Genomic DNA, 16,049 nt, shown 5'->3' on the forward strand with positions numbered 1-16,049 from the left:
ACACCCATACCACCGGAACCCCCGACAACAGCCCCCCGCTCCCTCCACATCCCCCTTTCGAGTTCAGATCACCGAGCTCCGCGGCCGCGCACCCGAAAACCCGGACAAGCTGACACGTCCACCCATGCGCATCCGAAGGGCCCCGCCGCCATGCCCACCCCACCCCTCGCCGGCTCCACCACCGGCCCCGCCGCCCTGCGCCCCCTCATCGACACCGTCCTCACCGCACTCCACGACGGCGCCCACCGACGCGACGGCCCCCTCCCCGCAGGCGGACCCGACGCCGTCACCCCCAGGATGCGCACCGCCACCCACCCCGCCATCCCCGACCACGGCACCGGCGCCCACGACGCCCTGCGCACCCTCATCAGCGCCCTCGCCGAAGGCGCCGCAGACCCCGCACACCCCCTCTGCGCAGCCCACCTCCACACCCCGCCGCTCGCCCTCGCCGCCGCCGCGGACCTCGCAGCCTCCGCCCTCAACCCCTCCATGGACTCCTGGGACCAGGCCCCCGCCGCCTCCGCACTCGAAGCCGACATCACCGCCGCACTCGCCACCGAGATCTACCCCCACCACCCCACACCCGACGCACTCATCACCACCGGCGGCACCGAAGCCAACCAACTCGCCCTGCTCCTCGCCCGCGAACGCAACGGCCCCGTGCAAACCATCCGCGCCGCCAACGCCCACCACAGCATCACCCGCGCCGCCTGGCTCCTCGGACTCCCCGAACCCGTCGTCATCCCCGCCCCCGCCGGCGTCATGGACCTCGCCGCACTCGACGAAGCCCTCACCGAACACCAACGCCCCCTGCTCGTCACCGCCACCGCGGGCACCACCGACACCGGCCGGATCGACCCCCTCGCCGACATCGCCGACCTCTGCGCCACCCACGGCGCCGAACTCCACATCGACGCCGCGTACGGCGGCCCCCTCCTCTTCAGCCCCACACACCGCAGCAAGGTCCATGGCCTCGACCGCGCCCACAGCGTCACCCTCGACCTGCACAAACTCGGCTGGCAACCCGCATCCGCAGGCATCCTCGCCGTCCCCGACCGCACCCACCTCGACACACTCCACCACCACGCCCCCTACCTCAACGCCGACGACGACACCGAAGCCGGCCTCCCCGACCTCCTCGGCCGCTCCCTGCGCACCACCCGCCGCCCCGACGCCCTGAAGATCGCCGTCACCCTCCAAGCCCTCGGCCGCACCGGACTCGCCGACCTCATCGACCGCACCATCACCGCCGCCCACCACCTCGCCGACCTCATCGCCGAAACCCCCACCCTCGACCTCTACGAGCGCCCCACCATCAGCACCGTCCTCTTCCGCCCCACCGACGCCGACGACCGCACCGTCGCCACCATCCGCCGCACCCTCCTCACCCGAGGCCACGCCGTCCTCGGCCGCGCCCGCACCGACGACCGCCTCTGGCTCAAAGCCACCCTCCTCAACCCGCACACCACCCCCGACGACCTCCGCACACTCCTCGACCTCGTCGACCGACTCACCCACGACCTCGCGGAAGGCAACACCCCCCGATGACCGACCTGCCCACCCCCGAGAACGGCCGCCCCCACGACCTCGTCGGCATCGGCATCGGCCCCTTCAACCTCTCCCTCGCCGCCCTCGCCCACGGCATCCCCGGCACCCCCCACCCCCTCACCACAGCCTTCTACGAACAACGCCCCGCCTTCCACTGGCACCCCGGCCTCCTCATCGACGGAGCCAGCCTCCAAGTCCCCTTCCTCGCCGACCTCGTCACCCTCGCCGACCCCGCGAGCCCCTGGACCTTCCTCAACTACCTGCGCAGCCGCGACCGGCTCTTCCCCTTCTACTTCGCCGAGCGCTTCCACATCCAACGCGCCGAATACGACGCCTACTGCCGCTGGGTCACCGACCAGCTCCCCGGACTCCACTTCAGCCACCAGGTCGACGCCGTCCGCTGGAACAACGAACGCGGCCTCTTCGAAATCGACTTCACCCAACTCGACCACGACGGCGAAGCCGAAGCACTCGGCCGCGCCCACACCCGCCACATCGCGCTCGGAATCGGCACCGAGCCCTACGTCCCCGAACCCCTCAGACCCCTCACCGAAGCCGAATCCGTCCCCGTCATCCACTCCGCCGACTACCTCCGACACCGCGACCGACTCCTCGACGCCGAACACATCACCGTCATCGGATCAGGACAGTCCGGCGCCGAGATCTTCCTCGACCTGCTGCGCGCCCGCCCCACAGGGCACGAAAAGCTCCACTGGCTCGCCCGCACCCAGGCCTTCGCCCCCATGGAGTACTCCAAACTCGGCCTGGAACACTTCACCCCCGACTACAGCCGCTACTTCCACGCGCTCCCCGAATCCGTACGCGACGAACTCGTCCCCCACCAATGGCAGCTCCACAAAGGCATCGACGCCGACACCATCGCCGCCATCCACGACGAGCTCTACCGCCGCACCCTCCACGGCGGCTGGCCCGACACCACCCTCACCCCCGGAGTCTCCGTCCGCACCGCAGGACGCGTCGCCAACACCCGCATCGAACTCCACCTCGAACACACCCAGCAGAACACCCGCTCCCGCCTCACCACCGACGCCGTCGTCCTCGCCACCGGCTACCGCGAACGCCCACTCGACCGCATCCTCAGCGGCCTCGACCCCTACATGCGCCGCGACGCCTCCGCACGCCCCCGCATCGACGACAGCTTCCGCCTCGTCCTCGACCCCACCGTCACCGGCAACGTCTACGTACAGAACGCCGAACGCCACACCCACGGCGTCGGAGCCCCCGACCTCGGACTCGCCGCCTGGCGCAGCGCCACCATCCTCAACAACCTCACCGGCACCAACGCCTACCCCCTCCCCGAACGCACCGCCTTCACCACCTTCGGTCTCACACCCCGGGGCTCACACATCCCCACACCCCACAACCCCGACCTCATCCCCCTCGCCCAGGGGAACTGAAACCGGCCACACCCACGCAGACAGCAAGCGGCCGCCCCCTCCCGAAGGAGAGGACGGCCACCGACCACAGAGCGAGTGCCCACGGCCACTCGTTCGGATCACGCCGGGCGCGATCCGAACGAAAAGCCCTAGAACACCGGCTTACCCTCCCGCGTCAACCGCCAGTCCACCGAAGCGAACTGCGCCACGTCCACCGAACCCTTCGCCTGCACCCAGGCGATGATCGTGTTACGGATCTCCTCCGAATTCGCCCACAACTGCTTGGCACCCGCCACATGCGGGAAGTTGCCACCGCCACTCGCCCGATAGTTGTTCACCGCCAGCACGAACTGAGCCGCCGGATCGATCGGCTTCCCCTCGAACGACAGATTCACGATCCGAGAACCGTTCGGCTTCGCGATGTCGATGTCATACGTCAGCCCCGACACCGCGTCGTAGTTGTAGTCCGGAGTGTTGTCCGCGTTCGTCAGCTTCGCCGTGTCCACCGGAGCACCGGCCGCCGTCTGCACGTAGTACCGGGCCGAGAACTCCAGATAGTCCTTGATCTGCGCCCCGGTCAGCAGCCGCGCCTCAAGGGTGTTCTCGAACGGATACAGCCCCGCCGCGTCCTTGATCGTCACATTCCCGGCCGGGATCTGCGCCGTACGCGAGAAACAGGACGCCTGCGAGAGAACAGGAAGCGCCGCGTACGCACCGCCGGCCAGCGCCGCCTTCACCGTCTCCGCCTGGACGACATTGATCAGATCGATGATCGGCTCGTCCTTCCAGGCCGCCTCCGCCGTCGTCATCGCCGCCGTGGACGTGCCGATGACCTGATTGACGTACGCCACGACCTTCCTGTGCTCGTCCATGAGCAGCTTCGTGATCTTCGGGTCCTCCGCCACGGTGTTGGAGTTCAGCACCTGCGAACCCGCCTTCTCCACCACCCAACGACCCTTCTCCCACACCAGATCGAAGTCGAACAGCGTCAGCCGCTGCCCCCACTTCAACGGCTCGGAGAGCACCACCTTCTTACCGGTCTGCTTGTTCTCCACGAAGTACTCGGGGATCTCCAGATGCGCGTGCCCGACCAGAATCGCGTCGATACCCGGCACCTGCTCCGCCACCAGACCGGCCGCGTTCTCGACGTACGGGACCTGATCACCGTACGACGACGTACCGCTGGTGCCCGAGTGCGCCGAGACGATCACGACATCCGCACCCATGGAACGCAGCCGCGGCACGAACTTCGCCGCCTGCTCCTCCAGGCCGGGGAACACCATCTTCCCGCTGACGTTCGCCTTGTCCCAGATGGCGATACCCGGGTTGGTCAGACCCAGAATCGCGACCTTCACATCCGGACCGTGCGGAGTACGCATCTTCTTGATCACATAAGGGGCGAACGCCGGCCGCAGCGTCTTCGCGTCCAGCGCGTTCGCACCCAGCAGCGGGAAGTCGCACTGCTCCTCGAACTTCCGCAGCACCGGGATGCCGTAGTTGAACTCGTGATTGCCGAGCGCCGCGGCGTCATATCCGATCGCGTTCATCGCCTGCGCCATCGGATGCACCGGACCGCGCTTGGCCGTGATCGGGTCGATCTTGGCGTAGTAGTACGACAACTGGGTGCCCTGGATCGTGTCACCCGCATCGATCATCAGGGTGTTGTGGCGGCCCTTCTCACGACGCACCTGGTCCACCAGAGTGGAGATCTTCGCCAGGCCGACGTCATTGTGCGCTTTGTCGTCGAACTCCTGGTCGGTGAAGTAGTCCCAATTGAAGACATTCCCGTGCAAATCGGTCGTACCCATCACGGTGAACGAGTACCGCTTCGACGGACGCCCATGCCCATGACCCTGATCACGATCGAGGGCCGCGGCAGGCACGGCGGAGCCTCCGGCGATCGCAACACCGGCACCGGCGACCGCCGATGTGCCCAGGAACGTCCTACGGTTCAGCGGCATTTCTACTCCCACATCTCAGTTCTCGCAGTACACAACGCGCGTAGATAATGACCCAGGAGCCACACTCGGCAACACCCCCTGCGGGTTTCGATCTGATGACCACCCGCTGTCCTACCCGGATGCAACAGTGGACACATGACCGACACCCCGCCGCCCTACGGCACCCCCCAACACCCCCGCGTCGCCGTCCGCGGGGAGGCCCGAATCGAAGTCGAGCCCGAGACCGCCCACATCAGCATCACCGTCACCGCCCGCGGAAAGGACCGCCGCACCGCCCTCGAAGACCTCACCCGCCGCAACGCCCACGTCCTCGAACTCGCCCGGTCCTACGGGCCCGCCGTCGAAAAACTCGAAACCGGCGCACTCTCCATCACCCCCGAACTCACCAAACACGGCCGCGACGAAAAAGTCCGCGCCCACCACGGACGCGTCCACGTCACCGTCGTCCTCAACGACTTCACCGCACTGGGCGAATTCACCACCCGCATCGCCGACCTCGACATGACCCGCATCAACGGCCCCTGGTGGGGCCTGCGCCCCGACTCACCCGCCCACGCGAACGCCCGCCGCCAAGCCGTGCACGAAGCCGTCCAACGCGCCCGCGAATACGCCGACGCCCTCGGCGCCCGGCTCACCGCCCTGGTCGAACTCGCCGACCTCGGCGCGGAGAACACCGCCCCGGCGATCCCCATGCCCGCCGCACCCGGCGGCACCCGTGGACGCGCCGCCTACGGCGGAGCGACAACCGAACCGACCGCCCTCGACCTCGACCTCGAACCACAACGCCAAACCGTCCACGCCCAGGTGAACGCCCGCTTCACCATGTCACCTCCACGACTATGAGACGAATGCTCATCCGAGCACCCCGGCGCACAATTCAACACTTGTCAATAACCCTTCATCCAAAGGTCGTTGGGTAGTCACGCGCGGCCAAATCGCTACCCGTAGGTAAAGTCTAGGGTCGAACCATGCGCCGAGCAAAAATCGTTTGCACCCTGGGACCCGCCACCGACACATACGAGCAGATCAAGGCACTGGTCGAAGCGGGAATGGACATCGCCCGCCTCAACCTCAGCCACGGCACCTACGCCGAACACGAAGAGCGATACCGCCACGTGCGCAAGGCCTCCGACGAAACCGGACGCAGCGTCGGCATCCTCGCCGACCTTCAAGGCCCGAAGATCCGCCTCGGACGCTTCCGTGAAGGACCCGTACTCCTTGAACGCGGCGACACCTTCACCATCACCGTCGAACCCATGGAAGGCGACCGCCACACCTGCGGCACCACCTACGACGGCCTCGCCACCGACGTCACCACCGGCGAACGCATCCTCGTCGACGACGGCCGCGTCACCCTCGAAGTCACCGAAGTCGACGGCCCCCGGGTCCACACCACCGTCATCGAAGGCGGCATGGTCTCCGACCACAAGGGCCTCAACCTCCCCGGCGTCGCCGTCTCCGTCCCCGCCCTCTCCGAGAAGGACGTCGAAGACCTCCGCTGGGCCCTGCGCACCGGCGCCGACGTCATCGCCCTGTCCTTCGTGCGCAGCGGCCGCGACATCGAGGACGTCCACCGCATCATGGACGAGGAGGGCCGCCGCCTCCCCGTCATCGCCAAGGTCGAGAAACCCCAGGCCGTCGAGAACATCGACGGCATCGTCGCCGCCTTCGACGGCATCATGGTCGCCCGCGGCGACCTCGGCGTCGAAATGCCCCTGGAACAGGTGCCGATCGTCCAGAAGCGCGCGATCAAACTCGCCAAGCGCAACGCCAAGCCGGTCATCGTCGCCACCCAGATGCTCGACTCGATGATCGACAACTCCCGTCCCACCCGCGCCGAGGCCTCCGACGTCGCCAACGCGGTCATCGACGGCACGGACGCGGTGATGCTCTCCGGCGAGACCAGCGTGGGCAAGTACCCCGTCGAGACGGTCCGCACGATGTCCCGCATCGTCGAGGCCGCCGAGGAGGACATCCTCGCCAAGGGCCTCCCGCCCCTGAACGACCGCAACAAGCCCCGCACCCAGGGCGGCGCGGTGGCCCGCGCGGCGGCCGAGATGGGCGACTTCCTGGGCGCCAAGTTCCTGGTCGCCTTCACTCAGAGCGGCGACACGGTCAGGCGCCTCTCCCGCTACCGCTCACCCATCCCGCTCCTGGCCTTCACCCCGGCCCCGGCCACCCGCTCCCAGTTGAACCTCACCTGGGGCGTCGAGACCTTCCTCGGCCCGCACGTGGAATCGACGGATGCGATGGTGGCCCAGGTCGACGAGGAACTGCTGAAGATCGGCCGCTGCCAGAAGGGCGACACCGTGGTCATCACGGCCGGCTCCCCGCCGGGTGTCCCGGGCTCGACGAACCTGGTCCGGGTGCACCACATCGGCGAGGACGACAGCCTGAAGCAGGTCGGCCCTCAGTAGCTCAGTACTTCGGCCCGACGTGGGCGTCCATGAGCGCGACGGACGCCCGTCGGGCGACGGAGACGTTGTATTTTCTGCCCGCGCGCGTGCAGTGCTTCCACTCGACGCCCAGCTTGTCGAGAGTGTCGGTGTAGAGCTGCCGGATGTCGTCCGAGACGTTGGTGAACCAGTACCTCGGGTACTCGTAGCGCTTCCGTTCGCCCCCGACCGTCCGGGTCGTCCAGTTCACGTTCCGGCAGTCGTCGGAGTGGATGAGTCCCCGGATGAAGTCCCAGGGGTGTGCGCCGACGATTTCCTGCTGCCAAGGTTCGAGAACGATGGGGCGTTCGTGCTTCTTGCCGGGGCCGTGTTGCGGGAAGAGACACCAAAGGTGTTTCGAGCTCATCTTCACTTCGTGGCAGCCTTTCCGGCGGACTCCGCATACGGAGTTCTCAAAAAAGACTGCGCGCATGGCTTCTTCGCACAGATTCATGAGGCCAGGCCACGAGTCGGCGCAGGTGACGGACAGGCTGGGCGTCCGCATGGCCCGGTTCTGGATTATGCGTCCGTCGCCGAGGTAGAGGCCGAGCAGGTATGTATACGCCGACTGATCCAGCTCTCCGTCGCATCGCGGGCAGAAGGAACGATGTGCTCCCGGGACACTCATCGCGTTTGGCGCGGTCCACGTGCTTCCAGTAGCCGATGGTGCCTGCCGGCACGTTCAGCTTCCGCGCCACGTCCGCGTTTCTTGCGCCGCCCCGGAGAAGGACGAGCCCCCTCTGCCGTAGTTCTGGTCCGTGGAAGTTCATACGAACACCATGAGCGACCATTCGCTACTGGGTGCAGCAAAAAGCGGATGTTCACGAGAACGTGAACATCCGCTTTGTCTCACATGTGCCGAGTGCGGGATTCGAACCCGCAAGCCCTTTCGGGCAGATGTGTTTGAGACATCCGTGTATGCCATTCCACCAACCCGGCGAGGCTGCTGCCGGAAAGTCTACCGGGTGACACGCCCGGTCCGCTGCTAGGTAGGCTCGTAGGAGCTGTACCTGCCCTTGGAACGAGGAGTCCCCGTGACCGCCCCCGAGTCGCCCCAGCCCGCCGCCGACGACGACAAGTCGCACGTTCCGCCGCTGACGACCCGCGTCGTCATCGCCGAGGACGAGGCGCTGATCCGTCTCGATCTCAAAGAGATGCTGGAGGAAGAGGGCTACGCGGTCGTCGGCGAGGCGGGCGACGGGCAGAAGGCCGTGGAGCTCGCCCGGGAGCACCGGCCGGACCTGGTCATCCTCGACGTGAAGATGCCGATCCTGGACGGGATCTCCGCGGCGGAGAAGATCGCCGAGGAGTCCATCGCGCCGGTCCTGATGCTCACCGCGTTCTCGCAGCGCGATCTTGTCGAGCGGGCGCGGGACGCCGGGGCGATGGCGTACCTCGTGAAGCCGTTCAGCAAGAGCGACGTGGTGCCGGCCATCGAGATGGCGGTGTCGCGGTTCGCGGAGCTGAAGGCGCTGGAGACGGAGGTCGCCGATCTGGCGCAGCGGCTGGAGACGCGGAAGCTGGTGGATCGGGCGAAGAGCATTCTGCAGACGGATTACGGGCTGTCGGAGCCTGCCGCGTTCCGGTGGATCCAGAAGACGTCGATGGACCGTCGGCTGTCGATGCAGCAGCTTGCCGAGGCGTTGATCGAGGATGCCGAGGAGAAGAAGAGGGCGGCGAAGGACGGCGACCAGTAGGCGCGCACATGGGAGAGGCCCGCACCCCGGATCGATCGGGGTGCGGGCCTTACTCGTATGGTCGGGCGGGTTCAGTCCTCGCCGAGGTAGGCCTTGCGGACGGACTCGTCGTGGAGGAGGTCCGGTCCGGTGCCGGAGAGGACGATCTTGCCGACCTCCATGACGTGGCCCTGGTCCGCGAGGGAGAGCGCGGCCTGGGCGTTCTGCTCGACCAGCAGGATGGTGGTGCCCTGGGCCTTGAGTTCGACGATGGTCTCCATGATCTTCTGCATCATGATCGGGGAGAGGCCCATGGAGGGCTCGTCGAGCATCAGGAGCTTGGGCCGGCACATGAGGGCCCTGCCCATGGCGAGCATCTGCTGTTCGCCGCCCGAGAGGGTTCCGGCGGCCTGTTTGCGGCGTTCCCCGAGGATGGGGAAGAGGTCGTAGGCGCGCTGGATGTCCTTCTCGATGCCGGCCTTGTCGTTGCGGAGGTAGGCGCCGAGCTGGAGGTTCTCGGTGATCGTCAGCCGGGGGAAGATGTGGCGTCCCTCGGGGGAGTGGGCGAGGCCCAGGGAGACGATCTTGTGGGCGGGGATGTTGTTGAGGGGTCTGCCGTCGAAGACGATGCTGCCGCCGACGGGCTTGAGGAGCCCGGAGAGGGTGCGCAGGGTGGTGGTCTTGCCCGCACCGTTGGTGCCGATGAGGGTGACGACCTGGCCGGCTTCGACGGTGAAGGAGATGCCCTTGACGGCTTCGATCTTGCCGTAGGCGACGCGGAGATCCTTGACCTCCAGCAGTGCGGTCATCGGGCGTCCTCCTCCTCGGTGCCGGTGGTGCCGGTGGTGCCGGTGGTGCCGGTGGTGCCGGTGTTGTCGGCCGTCTTCGTGGCGCCCGCTTCGGCGGCTTCGACCTCGGCGACCTCTTCGGCGCCGGGGGCGCCTTCGAAGGGGGTGCCGAGGTAGGCGGCGACGACGCGTTCGTCGCTCTGGACGACGTCGGAGGTGCCCTCGACGAGCTTCTCGCCCTGGACGAGGACGGCGACGCGGTCGCAGAGGTTGAAGATGAAGCGCATGTCGTGCTCGATGACGAGGACGGCGATGCCCTGGTCGCGGATGGCGAAGATGAGTTCTTCGGTGACGCGGGTTTCCTGGGGGTTCATGCCGGCGGTGGGCTCGTCCAGGAGGAGGAGTCCGGGGTCGCTGGCCAGTGCGCGGGCGATTTCCAGCTTGCGCTGGTCTCCGTAGGGGAGGTTGCGCGCGAGGTGGTCGGCCTTGTCCTGAAGGCCGATGAACTCCAGGAGTTCCATGGCGCGTTCGCGGCTGGCCTGTTCGGCCCTGGTGAATCCGGGCAGTCGCAGGAGGGCGGACCAGAGGCCTTCCTTGGTCCTGGTGTGGCGTCCGACGAGGACGTTCTCCAGGACGGTCATGTTGGCGAAGAGCCGGATGTTCTGGAAGGTGCGGGCGATGCCTGCCTGGGTGACGAGGTGGGGCTTGGGCGGCAGGACGGTGCCCTTGTAGCTGACCTGGCCCTCGGTGGGGACGTACAGGCCGGTGAGGCAGTTGAAGAAGGTGGTCTTGCCGGCGCCGTTGGGGCCGATCAGGCCGACGATCTCGCCCGCGTTGACGGTGAGGTCGACGTTGCGTACGGCGGTGAGACCGCCGAAGCGCATGGTGACCCCGCCGGCATCGAGGACGGTGGTGGCGGTTTTCGTGGTGGTGGTCATGGTGGTCACGCCCCCGCCTTGGCGATGCCGGCGCCGGTCTCTTCGGACTGCCGTGGTTCCGGTACGTCGGGCTGGTCGGACTCGTGGAATTCGAGTTGCTTCCTGCGGTCGGCGACCAGGCCTTCGGGGCGCAGGCGCATCAGGAGGATGAGTGCGACGCCGAAGAGGAAGAGCTGGTAGTCCTGCATGAACTGCAGCTTGGCCGGGATGAGGTAGAGGAGTGCGGCGCCGACGAGGGGGCCGCTGAGGGTTCCCATGCCGCCGAGGATGACCGCGGCGAGCAGGAACGCGGAGTTCGGCGGTACGGAGCCGGCGAACTGGTACTGCTCGGGTGTCACCGTGTAGTTGACGTGGGCCTGGACGGTTCCGGCGAGTCCGGCGAGGGTGGCGCCGAGGGCGAAGGCGAGCAGCTTGAGCCGGAAGGCGTTGATGCCCATGGCGGTGGCGGCGGTCTCGTCCTCGCGGATGGCGACCCAGGCGCGGCCGATGCGGGATTCTCCGGAGCGGCGGAAGACGAGGACGACGACGGCGGTGAAGACGAGCATCAGCAGGTAGTAGTTGGCGGACCTGCCGAGGGTGAAGCCGAGGATGTCGTGCTTGAGTCCGAAGTCGAATCCGAAGAATTTGAGGTCGGGGATGCTGGGGATGCCCTGGGAGCCGTTGGTGAGGTCGGGTCCGCTGTTGCCGTTGAGGTTGTTCACGGTGAGGCGGAAGATTTCACCGAAGCCGAGGGTGACGATGGCCAGGTAGTCGCCGCGCAGGCGCAGGGTGGGGGCGCCGATGAGGACGCCGAAGACGAGCGAGGCTCCGGCGCCGGTGAGTACGGCGGCCCAGAAGGGGAATTCGACGCCGATGGCCGACATGGTGGAGCCGGAGACCAGGGCGGCGGCGTAGGCGCCGACGCCGAGGAAGGCGACGTATCCGAGGTCGAGGAGTCCGGCGAGGCCGACGACGACGTTGAGGCCGAGTGCCACGGTCGCGAAGATGAGGATGTTGGCGCCGATCAGCGCGTATTCCTCCTTCTGCTGGGTGAACGGGAAGCAGACGGCTGCGACGAGGGCGGCGGCGAGGGTGACGTTGCGGTGTTTCGTCGTCAGTGCGGTGATGCGGGAGACGAGTCCGGCGCGGTGGAGCGCGGTGAACGCGAAGCCGACGGTGATGAGGAAGCCGATGAAGAGTTCGGCGTACCTGGTGTCGACGCCGTAGCTGAAGACGTAGAGCAGCGCGCCGAAGGCGACGGCGATGATGAGGATCTCGGCCCAGGCGGGGAGCGGTTCGGCGCGGCCGGCTGCCGGGGCGCGGAGGCTGTTGCGGAAGCGCTGCCAGGCGGTGGAACTCGTTGCGGTGGTGGGGTGGGGCTGGTCGTCGGGGAGTCCGAGTGCGGCGACGGCGGCGATGAGTGCGCCGATGCCGCTGACCCAGGCGCCGGGTTCCAGGTTGACGATGCCACCGAGGTCGTAGGCGATGGCGCCCATGGTGTAGCCGGTGGTGCCGAAGGTGCCGAGTGCGAGGAGGCGGACGGGGCTGTTGGTGCCGCCGGGGGTGAGCCAGCCGAGGCCTCGGATGCCGTATCCGGAGAGCGCGAAGAGCAGGGTGAGTGCGGCGCTGATGAGGGTGAGGACCTGGAGGCCGCCGGGGTAGCCGGTGACGGTGAGGTCGCCGGGGAATTCGCTGGTCCAGGTCCAGGCGAGGAAGGTGCCGGCGAGCGCGAGAGCGGCGCCTGCGAGGGTGCCGATGCGGGCCGCGGCTGCGGGGACCGGGAGAAGGGGGGCGGGTTCGGGCGTGGTGGTCTGGTTGGTGGTCATCCGTATCACGCCCGATCCGCGACGCGTTCGCCGAGCAGGCCCTGGGGGCGGAGCAGCAGGACGATGATGAGGAGGACGAAGGCCCATACGTCCTTCCAGGCGCCGCCGCCGAAGAGTTCCATGCCGGGGACGTTGCTCATGTAGCCGGTGGCGAGGGATTCGGCGACGCCGAGTACGACTCCGCCGAGCATGGCGCCGTAGATGTTGCCGATGCCGCCGAGGACGGCTGCGGTGAAGGCTTTGAGGCCCATGATGAAGCCCATTTTGAAGCCGATCTGGCCGTTCTTGAGCCCGTAGGCGACGGCGGCGACGGCGGCGAACGCGGCACCGATGGCGAAGGCCATGACGATGATGCGGTCGGTGTTGATGCCCATGAGCTTGGCGGTGTCGGGGTCCTGGCTGGTGGCTTGCATGCCGCGGCCGGAGCGGGTCTTGGAGACGAAGAGGCCGAGGGCGAGCATGCAGATGGGTGCGGTGATGAGGACGAAGAGGTCACCGCGTTGGATGTGGGCGCCGAAGATGTCGATCGCTTCGCCCTTGAACTGGGGGAAGGAGCGGTCCTTCTTGGCGTCGGGGTACCACTTCCAGATGGCCTGCTGGAGTGCGAGGGAGAGTCCGATCGCGGTGATCAGTGGGGCCAGTCTGGGTGCGTTGCGCAGGGGCCGGTAGGCGAAGCGTTCGGCGGCGGCGCTGACGGCGACGGAGCATATGACGCCGCCGATGATCATGAGTGGGATGATCGCGAGGAGGGAGACACCGGCCGGCATCCAGAGGTACACGGTGAGAGCTCCGAAGCCTCCGATCATGAAGATCTCGCCGTGGGCGAAGTTGATGAGCTGGATGATTCCGTAGACCATCGTGTAGCCGATCGCGATGAGACCGTACATCGCGCCGAGGATGAGTCCATTGGCCAGCTGTTGCGGCAGTTCGTTCACCGCAGGGCCTCCGTGGAGTGGTTCGGATATGGCACCGCGCGGGAGCGCTGGTGGCGCTCCCGCGCGGTCTGGTGTGTCAGCGAGGTGTGACCGGGAGCTTGGTCACGGCTTGTAGGCCTCGCTGAGCTTGGACGTCCACTTGCCGCCGTCGACCTGGTAGGCGGTCATCATGGTGTTGGTGGTGTCGCCGAATTCGTCGAAGGAGACGGGGCCGGTGACGCCGTCGAACTTGACCTTGCTCATGGCGTCGAGGACCTTGGCGCGGAGGTCGTCGGGGACCTTGCCGTTGTTGTCGGCGACGGCGAGCTTGACGGCCTCGATGATCGACCAGGTGGCGTCGTAGGTGCCGCCGCCGTAGGCCTCGTAGGCGTCCTTGTATCCGGCCGTCTTGTAGTCCGCGATGAACTTCTTGGCGGAGTCGAGTTCTTCGACGGGCTTGCCGACGGAGGTGGCGATGTCGCCCTGGGCCTTCTTGTTGAGCTTGATGAAGTCGGCGCTGTACATGCCGTCGCCGCCCATGAGGGGGATCTGGACGCTGTCCTTGAGCTGCTGGCTCAGGGGTGCGCCGGCGGGGTACTCGCCGCCGTAGTAGACGGCCTTGGCGCCGGACTTCTTGACCTTGGTGACGACGGCGTTGAAGTCGCGGTCGTCGGGGTTGACGTGGTCGGTGCCGACGATCTTGCCGCCGAGGGTGGTGAAGGTGTTCTTGAAGGAGGCGGCGAGACCGGCGCCGTAGGGCTTCTGGTCGTCGATGAGGTAGACCTGCTTGATCTTCGCGTTGTTGAAGAGGTACTTCGCGGCGAAGGCGCCCTGGATCTGGTCCGTGGTGGCGGTGCGGAAGTAGGTCTTGAAGGGGCGCTTCTTGTCGCCGGTCTTCCAGTTCTCGCCCTGGGTGAGCTCGGTGCCGGTGTTGGCGGGGGAGACCTGGGTGAGGCCGGCGTCGTTGAGCGGCTTCTGCATCGACTGGGAGACGCCGGAGTTCAGCGGGCCGACGACGCCGACGACGGTGTCGTCGTCGATGAACTTCTGGGCGTTCTGCTGGCCGACGGAGGGCTGTGCCTGGTCGTCGAGCGGCTTGACCTCGAACTTGATGCCGGGGACGGTCTTGTCCTTGTTGGCCGTCTTGGCGGCGAGGTCCGCGGAGTTCTTGATGCCGAGACCGAGGGCGGACAGGTCGCCGGTGATGGGCGCGTCGACGCCGATGACGACGGTCCGGGTGTCGCCGCTGCTGCTGTTGTTGCTGTCGTCGCGCGACCCGCAGGCGGTGAGTGTCAGTGCTCCGGTGGTGAGCACTGTGGTGAGGATGAGCAACGAACGGTGTCGCACGAAAGGTCCTTTCCCTGGCGCGGCCTCCTCTGCTTGAGGTGCCGTGTCGTTCGCCGGGCCGTACTGGTTGGTACAGGGCCGTGCTGCAGACGCGCCCGGCGGCGCGGTGACTGGCGGTGACTCTAGGCGCAGGTGTGGTGGTCCGGGATGGGTCCGCCGCAGGATGTGACTGTCTTGTTATGCCCTTGAGGAAGGCTTGAGGTGGCTGTGCGGACATGTACGGCTTTTTACCGGTCGGCGAAGTGACCGCATTCTGAGAACGCGCAGCTCTGCTAAGGGGCTTGAGCCGATCTTGCTGCTGTCGCGCAATGGGGGCCGGAGGGGGGCCCGTGAGGGCGCGGCGAGGCGCCCGGCGGCGGGAGGCCGGGGTCGGGGTGCTGCGTGAAAGCGTGTGCACATTGCACGCTTGTTACGCAGTGTTACATCTGGCGTGGTGTGGTCGACGCGGTGTTGTCTGTGCGGAATGCGGTGAGGCGTGGCTGGAGTGCCGAGTGGGCCACACAACGATCAGCGTGGTCAAGGAAGTTGAATGGTTCGGTTGCTCAACTGTGCGCCCCGTGGCGGTGGTTGGGGTGGCAAATGCCACTGCCCGGCCGGATTGTGTTCCGGCCGGGCAGCGGTGTCGGTGTCGGGGTGCGGCGTGTTTCGGCGGGTCAGACGGCCTCGGCCCGCGGTGCGTCGCGGAGCATGCAGGTGAGGCGGGCGGTGCAGACCCGCTTGTCGTGCTCGTCGGTGATGACGATCTCGTAGGTGGCGGTGGAGCGGCCGCGGTGTACGGGGGTGGCGACGCCCGTGACGAGGCCGCTGCGTACCCCTCGGTGATGGGTGCAGTTCAGGTCGACGCCGACGGCGAGCTTGGTGGCGCCGCCGTGGAGCATGGAGCCGATCGAGCCGAGGGTCTCGGCGAGGACGGCGGAGGCGCCGCCGTGGAGCAGTCCGTACGGCTGGGTGTTGCCCTCGACGGGCATCGTCCCGACGACGCGGTCCGCGGAGGCCTCGACGATCGTGACTCCCATGCGCTCGCCGAGGTGGCCGGCGGAGAAGAGGGCGGGCAGATCGACGCCGAGTGCGGCGTACTCGTCGATGATCTCCTGGGGGAACTTGGGTGCGGTGTGCTCGCCCATGGGTCCGGCTCCGATCGTCCGATTCATAGCTTTATCGCTGTGTGCATCGTTCTTATCAGACGACTGAGCGAACGCTTAGTGGGTTCTGGGTACGGATTCCCCCGGCCGTTCTGCCC

Annotated in this window: 12 protein-coding genes, 1 tRNA gene and 1 pseudogene; 5 read left to right on the forward strand and 9 right to left on the reverse strand. The window is 67.3% G+C overall.

The window, feature by feature from the left end:
- Positions 1-150: 150 nt before the first annotated feature.
- Together ACIOHC_RS34195 and ACIOHC_RS34200 are read left to right on the forward strand one after the other, a co-directional pair.
- Entirely contained in the window at positions 151-1,548 is a 1,398-nt protein-coding gene (locus ACIOHC_RS34195) for an aminotransferase class V-fold PLP-dependent enzyme (RefSeq protein WP_351084916.1), read from the forward strand.
- On the forward strand, positions 1,545-2,966 hold the full coding sequence (locus ACIOHC_RS34200) for a SidA/IucD/PvdA family monooxygenase (protein ID WP_351084917.1): 1,422 nt from the start codon (positions 1,545-1,547) through the stop codon (positions 2,964-2,966). Before ACIOHC_RS34195 ends, ACIOHC_RS34200 begins: the two co-directional genes overlap by 4 nt.
- 128 nt (positions 2,967-3,094) lie before the next feature.
- On the opposite strand, the gene ACIOHC_RS34205 is transcribed toward ACIOHC_RS34200, so the two are convergent.
- The gene (locus tag ACIOHC_RS34205) at positions 3,095-4,906 is read right to left on the reverse strand and encodes a 5'-nucleotidase C-terminal domain-containing protein (RefSeq protein ID WP_351084919.1); all 1,812 of its coding nucleotides are present in this window, start codon (positions 4,904-4,906) and stop codon (positions 3,095-3,097) included.
- A 135-nt stretch (positions 4,907-5,041) separates the two neighbouring features.
- Here ACIOHC_RS34205 and ACIOHC_RS34210 point away from each other — a divergent pair, with 135 nt between their 5' ends.
- Together ACIOHC_RS34210 and pyk are read left to right on the forward strand one after the other, a co-directional pair.
- Positions 5,042-5,749, forward strand: coding sequence for an SIMPL domain-containing protein (locus tag ACIOHC_RS34210; protein WP_401845332.1), 708 nt, complete (start codon positions 5,042-5,044; stop codon positions 5,747-5,749).
- A gap of 125 nt (positions 5,750-5,874) precedes the next feature.
- Positions 5,875-7,323: a pyruvate kinase gene (gene pyk / locus ACIOHC_RS34215; RefSeq protein WP_351084924.1), complete on the forward strand. Its 1,449-nt coding sequence runs from the start codon at positions 5,875-5,877 to the stop codon at positions 7,321-7,323.
- Position 7,324: 1 nt separating this feature from the next.
- Here the strand turns inward: pyk and ACIOHC_RS34220 are convergent.
- A pseudogene (locus ACIOHC_RS34220) lies at positions 7,325-8,111 on the reverse strand (helix-turn-helix domain-containing protein).
- Positions 8,112-8,197: 86 nt separating this feature from the next.
- Positions 8,198-8,280 (reverse strand) — tRNA-Leu (locus ACIOHC_RS34225).
- Positions 8,281-8,375: 95 nt separating this feature from the next.
- Between ACIOHC_RS34225 and ACIOHC_RS34230 the strand changes: the two genes are divergently transcribed.
- The gene (locus ACIOHC_RS34230) at positions 8,376-9,038 is read left to right on the forward strand and encodes an ANTAR domain-containing response regulator (protein WP_189277062.1); all 663 of its coding nucleotides are present in this window, start codon (positions 8,376-8,378) and stop codon (positions 9,036-9,038) included.
- A 71-nt stretch (positions 9,039-9,109) separates the two neighbouring features.
- Here ACIOHC_RS34230 and ACIOHC_RS34235 read toward each other — a convergent pair whose 3' ends face one another.
- From ACIOHC_RS34235 to ACIOHC_RS34260, 6 genes are all read right to left on the reverse strand, one after another.
- Positions 9,110-9,826 (reverse strand): ABC transporter ATP-binding protein, encoded by a 717-nt coding sequence (locus tag ACIOHC_RS34235; protein WP_351081537.1) that lies wholly within the window; start codon positions 9,824-9,826, stop codon positions 9,110-9,112.
- On the reverse strand, positions 9,823-10,743 hold the full coding sequence (locus ACIOHC_RS34240; protein WP_401845363.1) for an ABC transporter ATP-binding protein: 921 nt from the start codon (positions 10,741-10,743) through the stop codon (positions 9,823-9,825). Before ACIOHC_RS34240 ends, ACIOHC_RS34235 begins: the two co-directional genes overlap by 4 nt.
- 5 nt (positions 10,744-10,748) lie before the next feature.
- Positions 10,749-12,548 (reverse strand): branched-chain amino acid ABC transporter permease, encoded by a 1,800-nt coding sequence (locus ACIOHC_RS34245; protein ID WP_365692206.1) that lies wholly within the window; start codon positions 12,546-12,548, stop codon positions 10,749-10,751.
- A 5-nt stretch (positions 12,549-12,553) separates the two neighbouring features.
- Positions 12,554-13,483, reverse strand: coding sequence for a branched-chain amino acid ABC transporter permease (locus ACIOHC_RS34250; RefSeq protein ID WP_351081541.1), 930 nt, complete (start codon positions 13,481-13,483; stop codon positions 12,554-12,556).
- Between the two features lie 102 nt (positions 13,484-13,585).
- Positions 13,586-14,794, reverse strand: a complete 1,209-nt coding sequence (locus ACIOHC_RS34255) for a branched-chain amino acid ABC transporter substrate-binding protein (RefSeq protein WP_351081618.1) — start codon at positions 14,792-14,794, stop codon at positions 13,586-13,588.
- Positions 14,795-15,462: 668 nt separating this feature from the next.
- Positions 15,463-15,933, reverse strand: a complete 471-nt coding sequence (locus tag ACIOHC_RS34260) for a PaaI family thioesterase (protein WP_401845335.1) — start codon at positions 15,931-15,933, stop codon at positions 15,463-15,465.
- Between the last annotated feature and the right edge of the window lie 116 nt (positions 15,934-16,049).

Source organism: Streptomyces sp. NPDC088252 (genome assembly GCF_044740965.1).
Taxonomy (GTDB): Bacteria; Actinomycetota; Actinomycetes; order Streptomycetales; family Streptomycetaceae; genus Streptomyces.

Bases quoted from the DNA above. Each gene is read 5' to 3' on its own strand.
- ACIOHC_RS34195 (WP_351084916.1), top strand. From the start codon at position 151: ATGCCCACCCCACCCCTCGCCGGCTCCACCACCGGCCCCGCCGCCCTG.
- ACIOHC_RS34210 (WP_401845332.1), top strand. From the start codon at position 5,042: ATGACCGACACCCCGCCGCCCTACGGCACCCCCCAACACCCCCGCGTC.
- ACIOHC_RS34240 (WP_401845363.1), bottom strand. From the start codon at position 10,743: ATGACCACCACCACGAAAACCGCCACCACCGTCCTCGATGCCGGCGGG.
- pyk (WP_351084924.1), top strand. From the start codon at position 5,875: ATGCGCCGAGCAAAAATCGTTTGCACCCTGGGACCCGCCACCGACACA.
- ACIOHC_RS34260 (WP_401845335.1), bottom strand. From the start codon at position 15,933: ATGGGCGAGCACACCGCACCCAAGTTCCCCCAGGAGATCATCGACGAG.
- ACIOHC_RS34200 (WP_351084917.1), top strand. From the start codon at position 1,545: ATGACCGACCTGCCCACCCCCGAGAACGGCCGCCCCCACGACCTCGTC.
- ACIOHC_RS34205 (WP_351084919.1), bottom strand. From the start codon at position 4,906: ATGCCGCTGAACCGTAGGACGTTCCTGGGCACATCGGCGGTCGCCGGT.
- ACIOHC_RS34245 (WP_365692206.1), bottom strand. From the start codon at position 12,548: ATGACCACCAACCAGACCACCACGCCCGAACCCGCCCCCCTTCTCCCG.
- ACIOHC_RS34235 (WP_351081537.1), bottom strand. From the start codon at position 9,826: ATGACCGCACTGCTGGAGGTCAAGGATCTCCGCGTCGCCTACGGCAAG.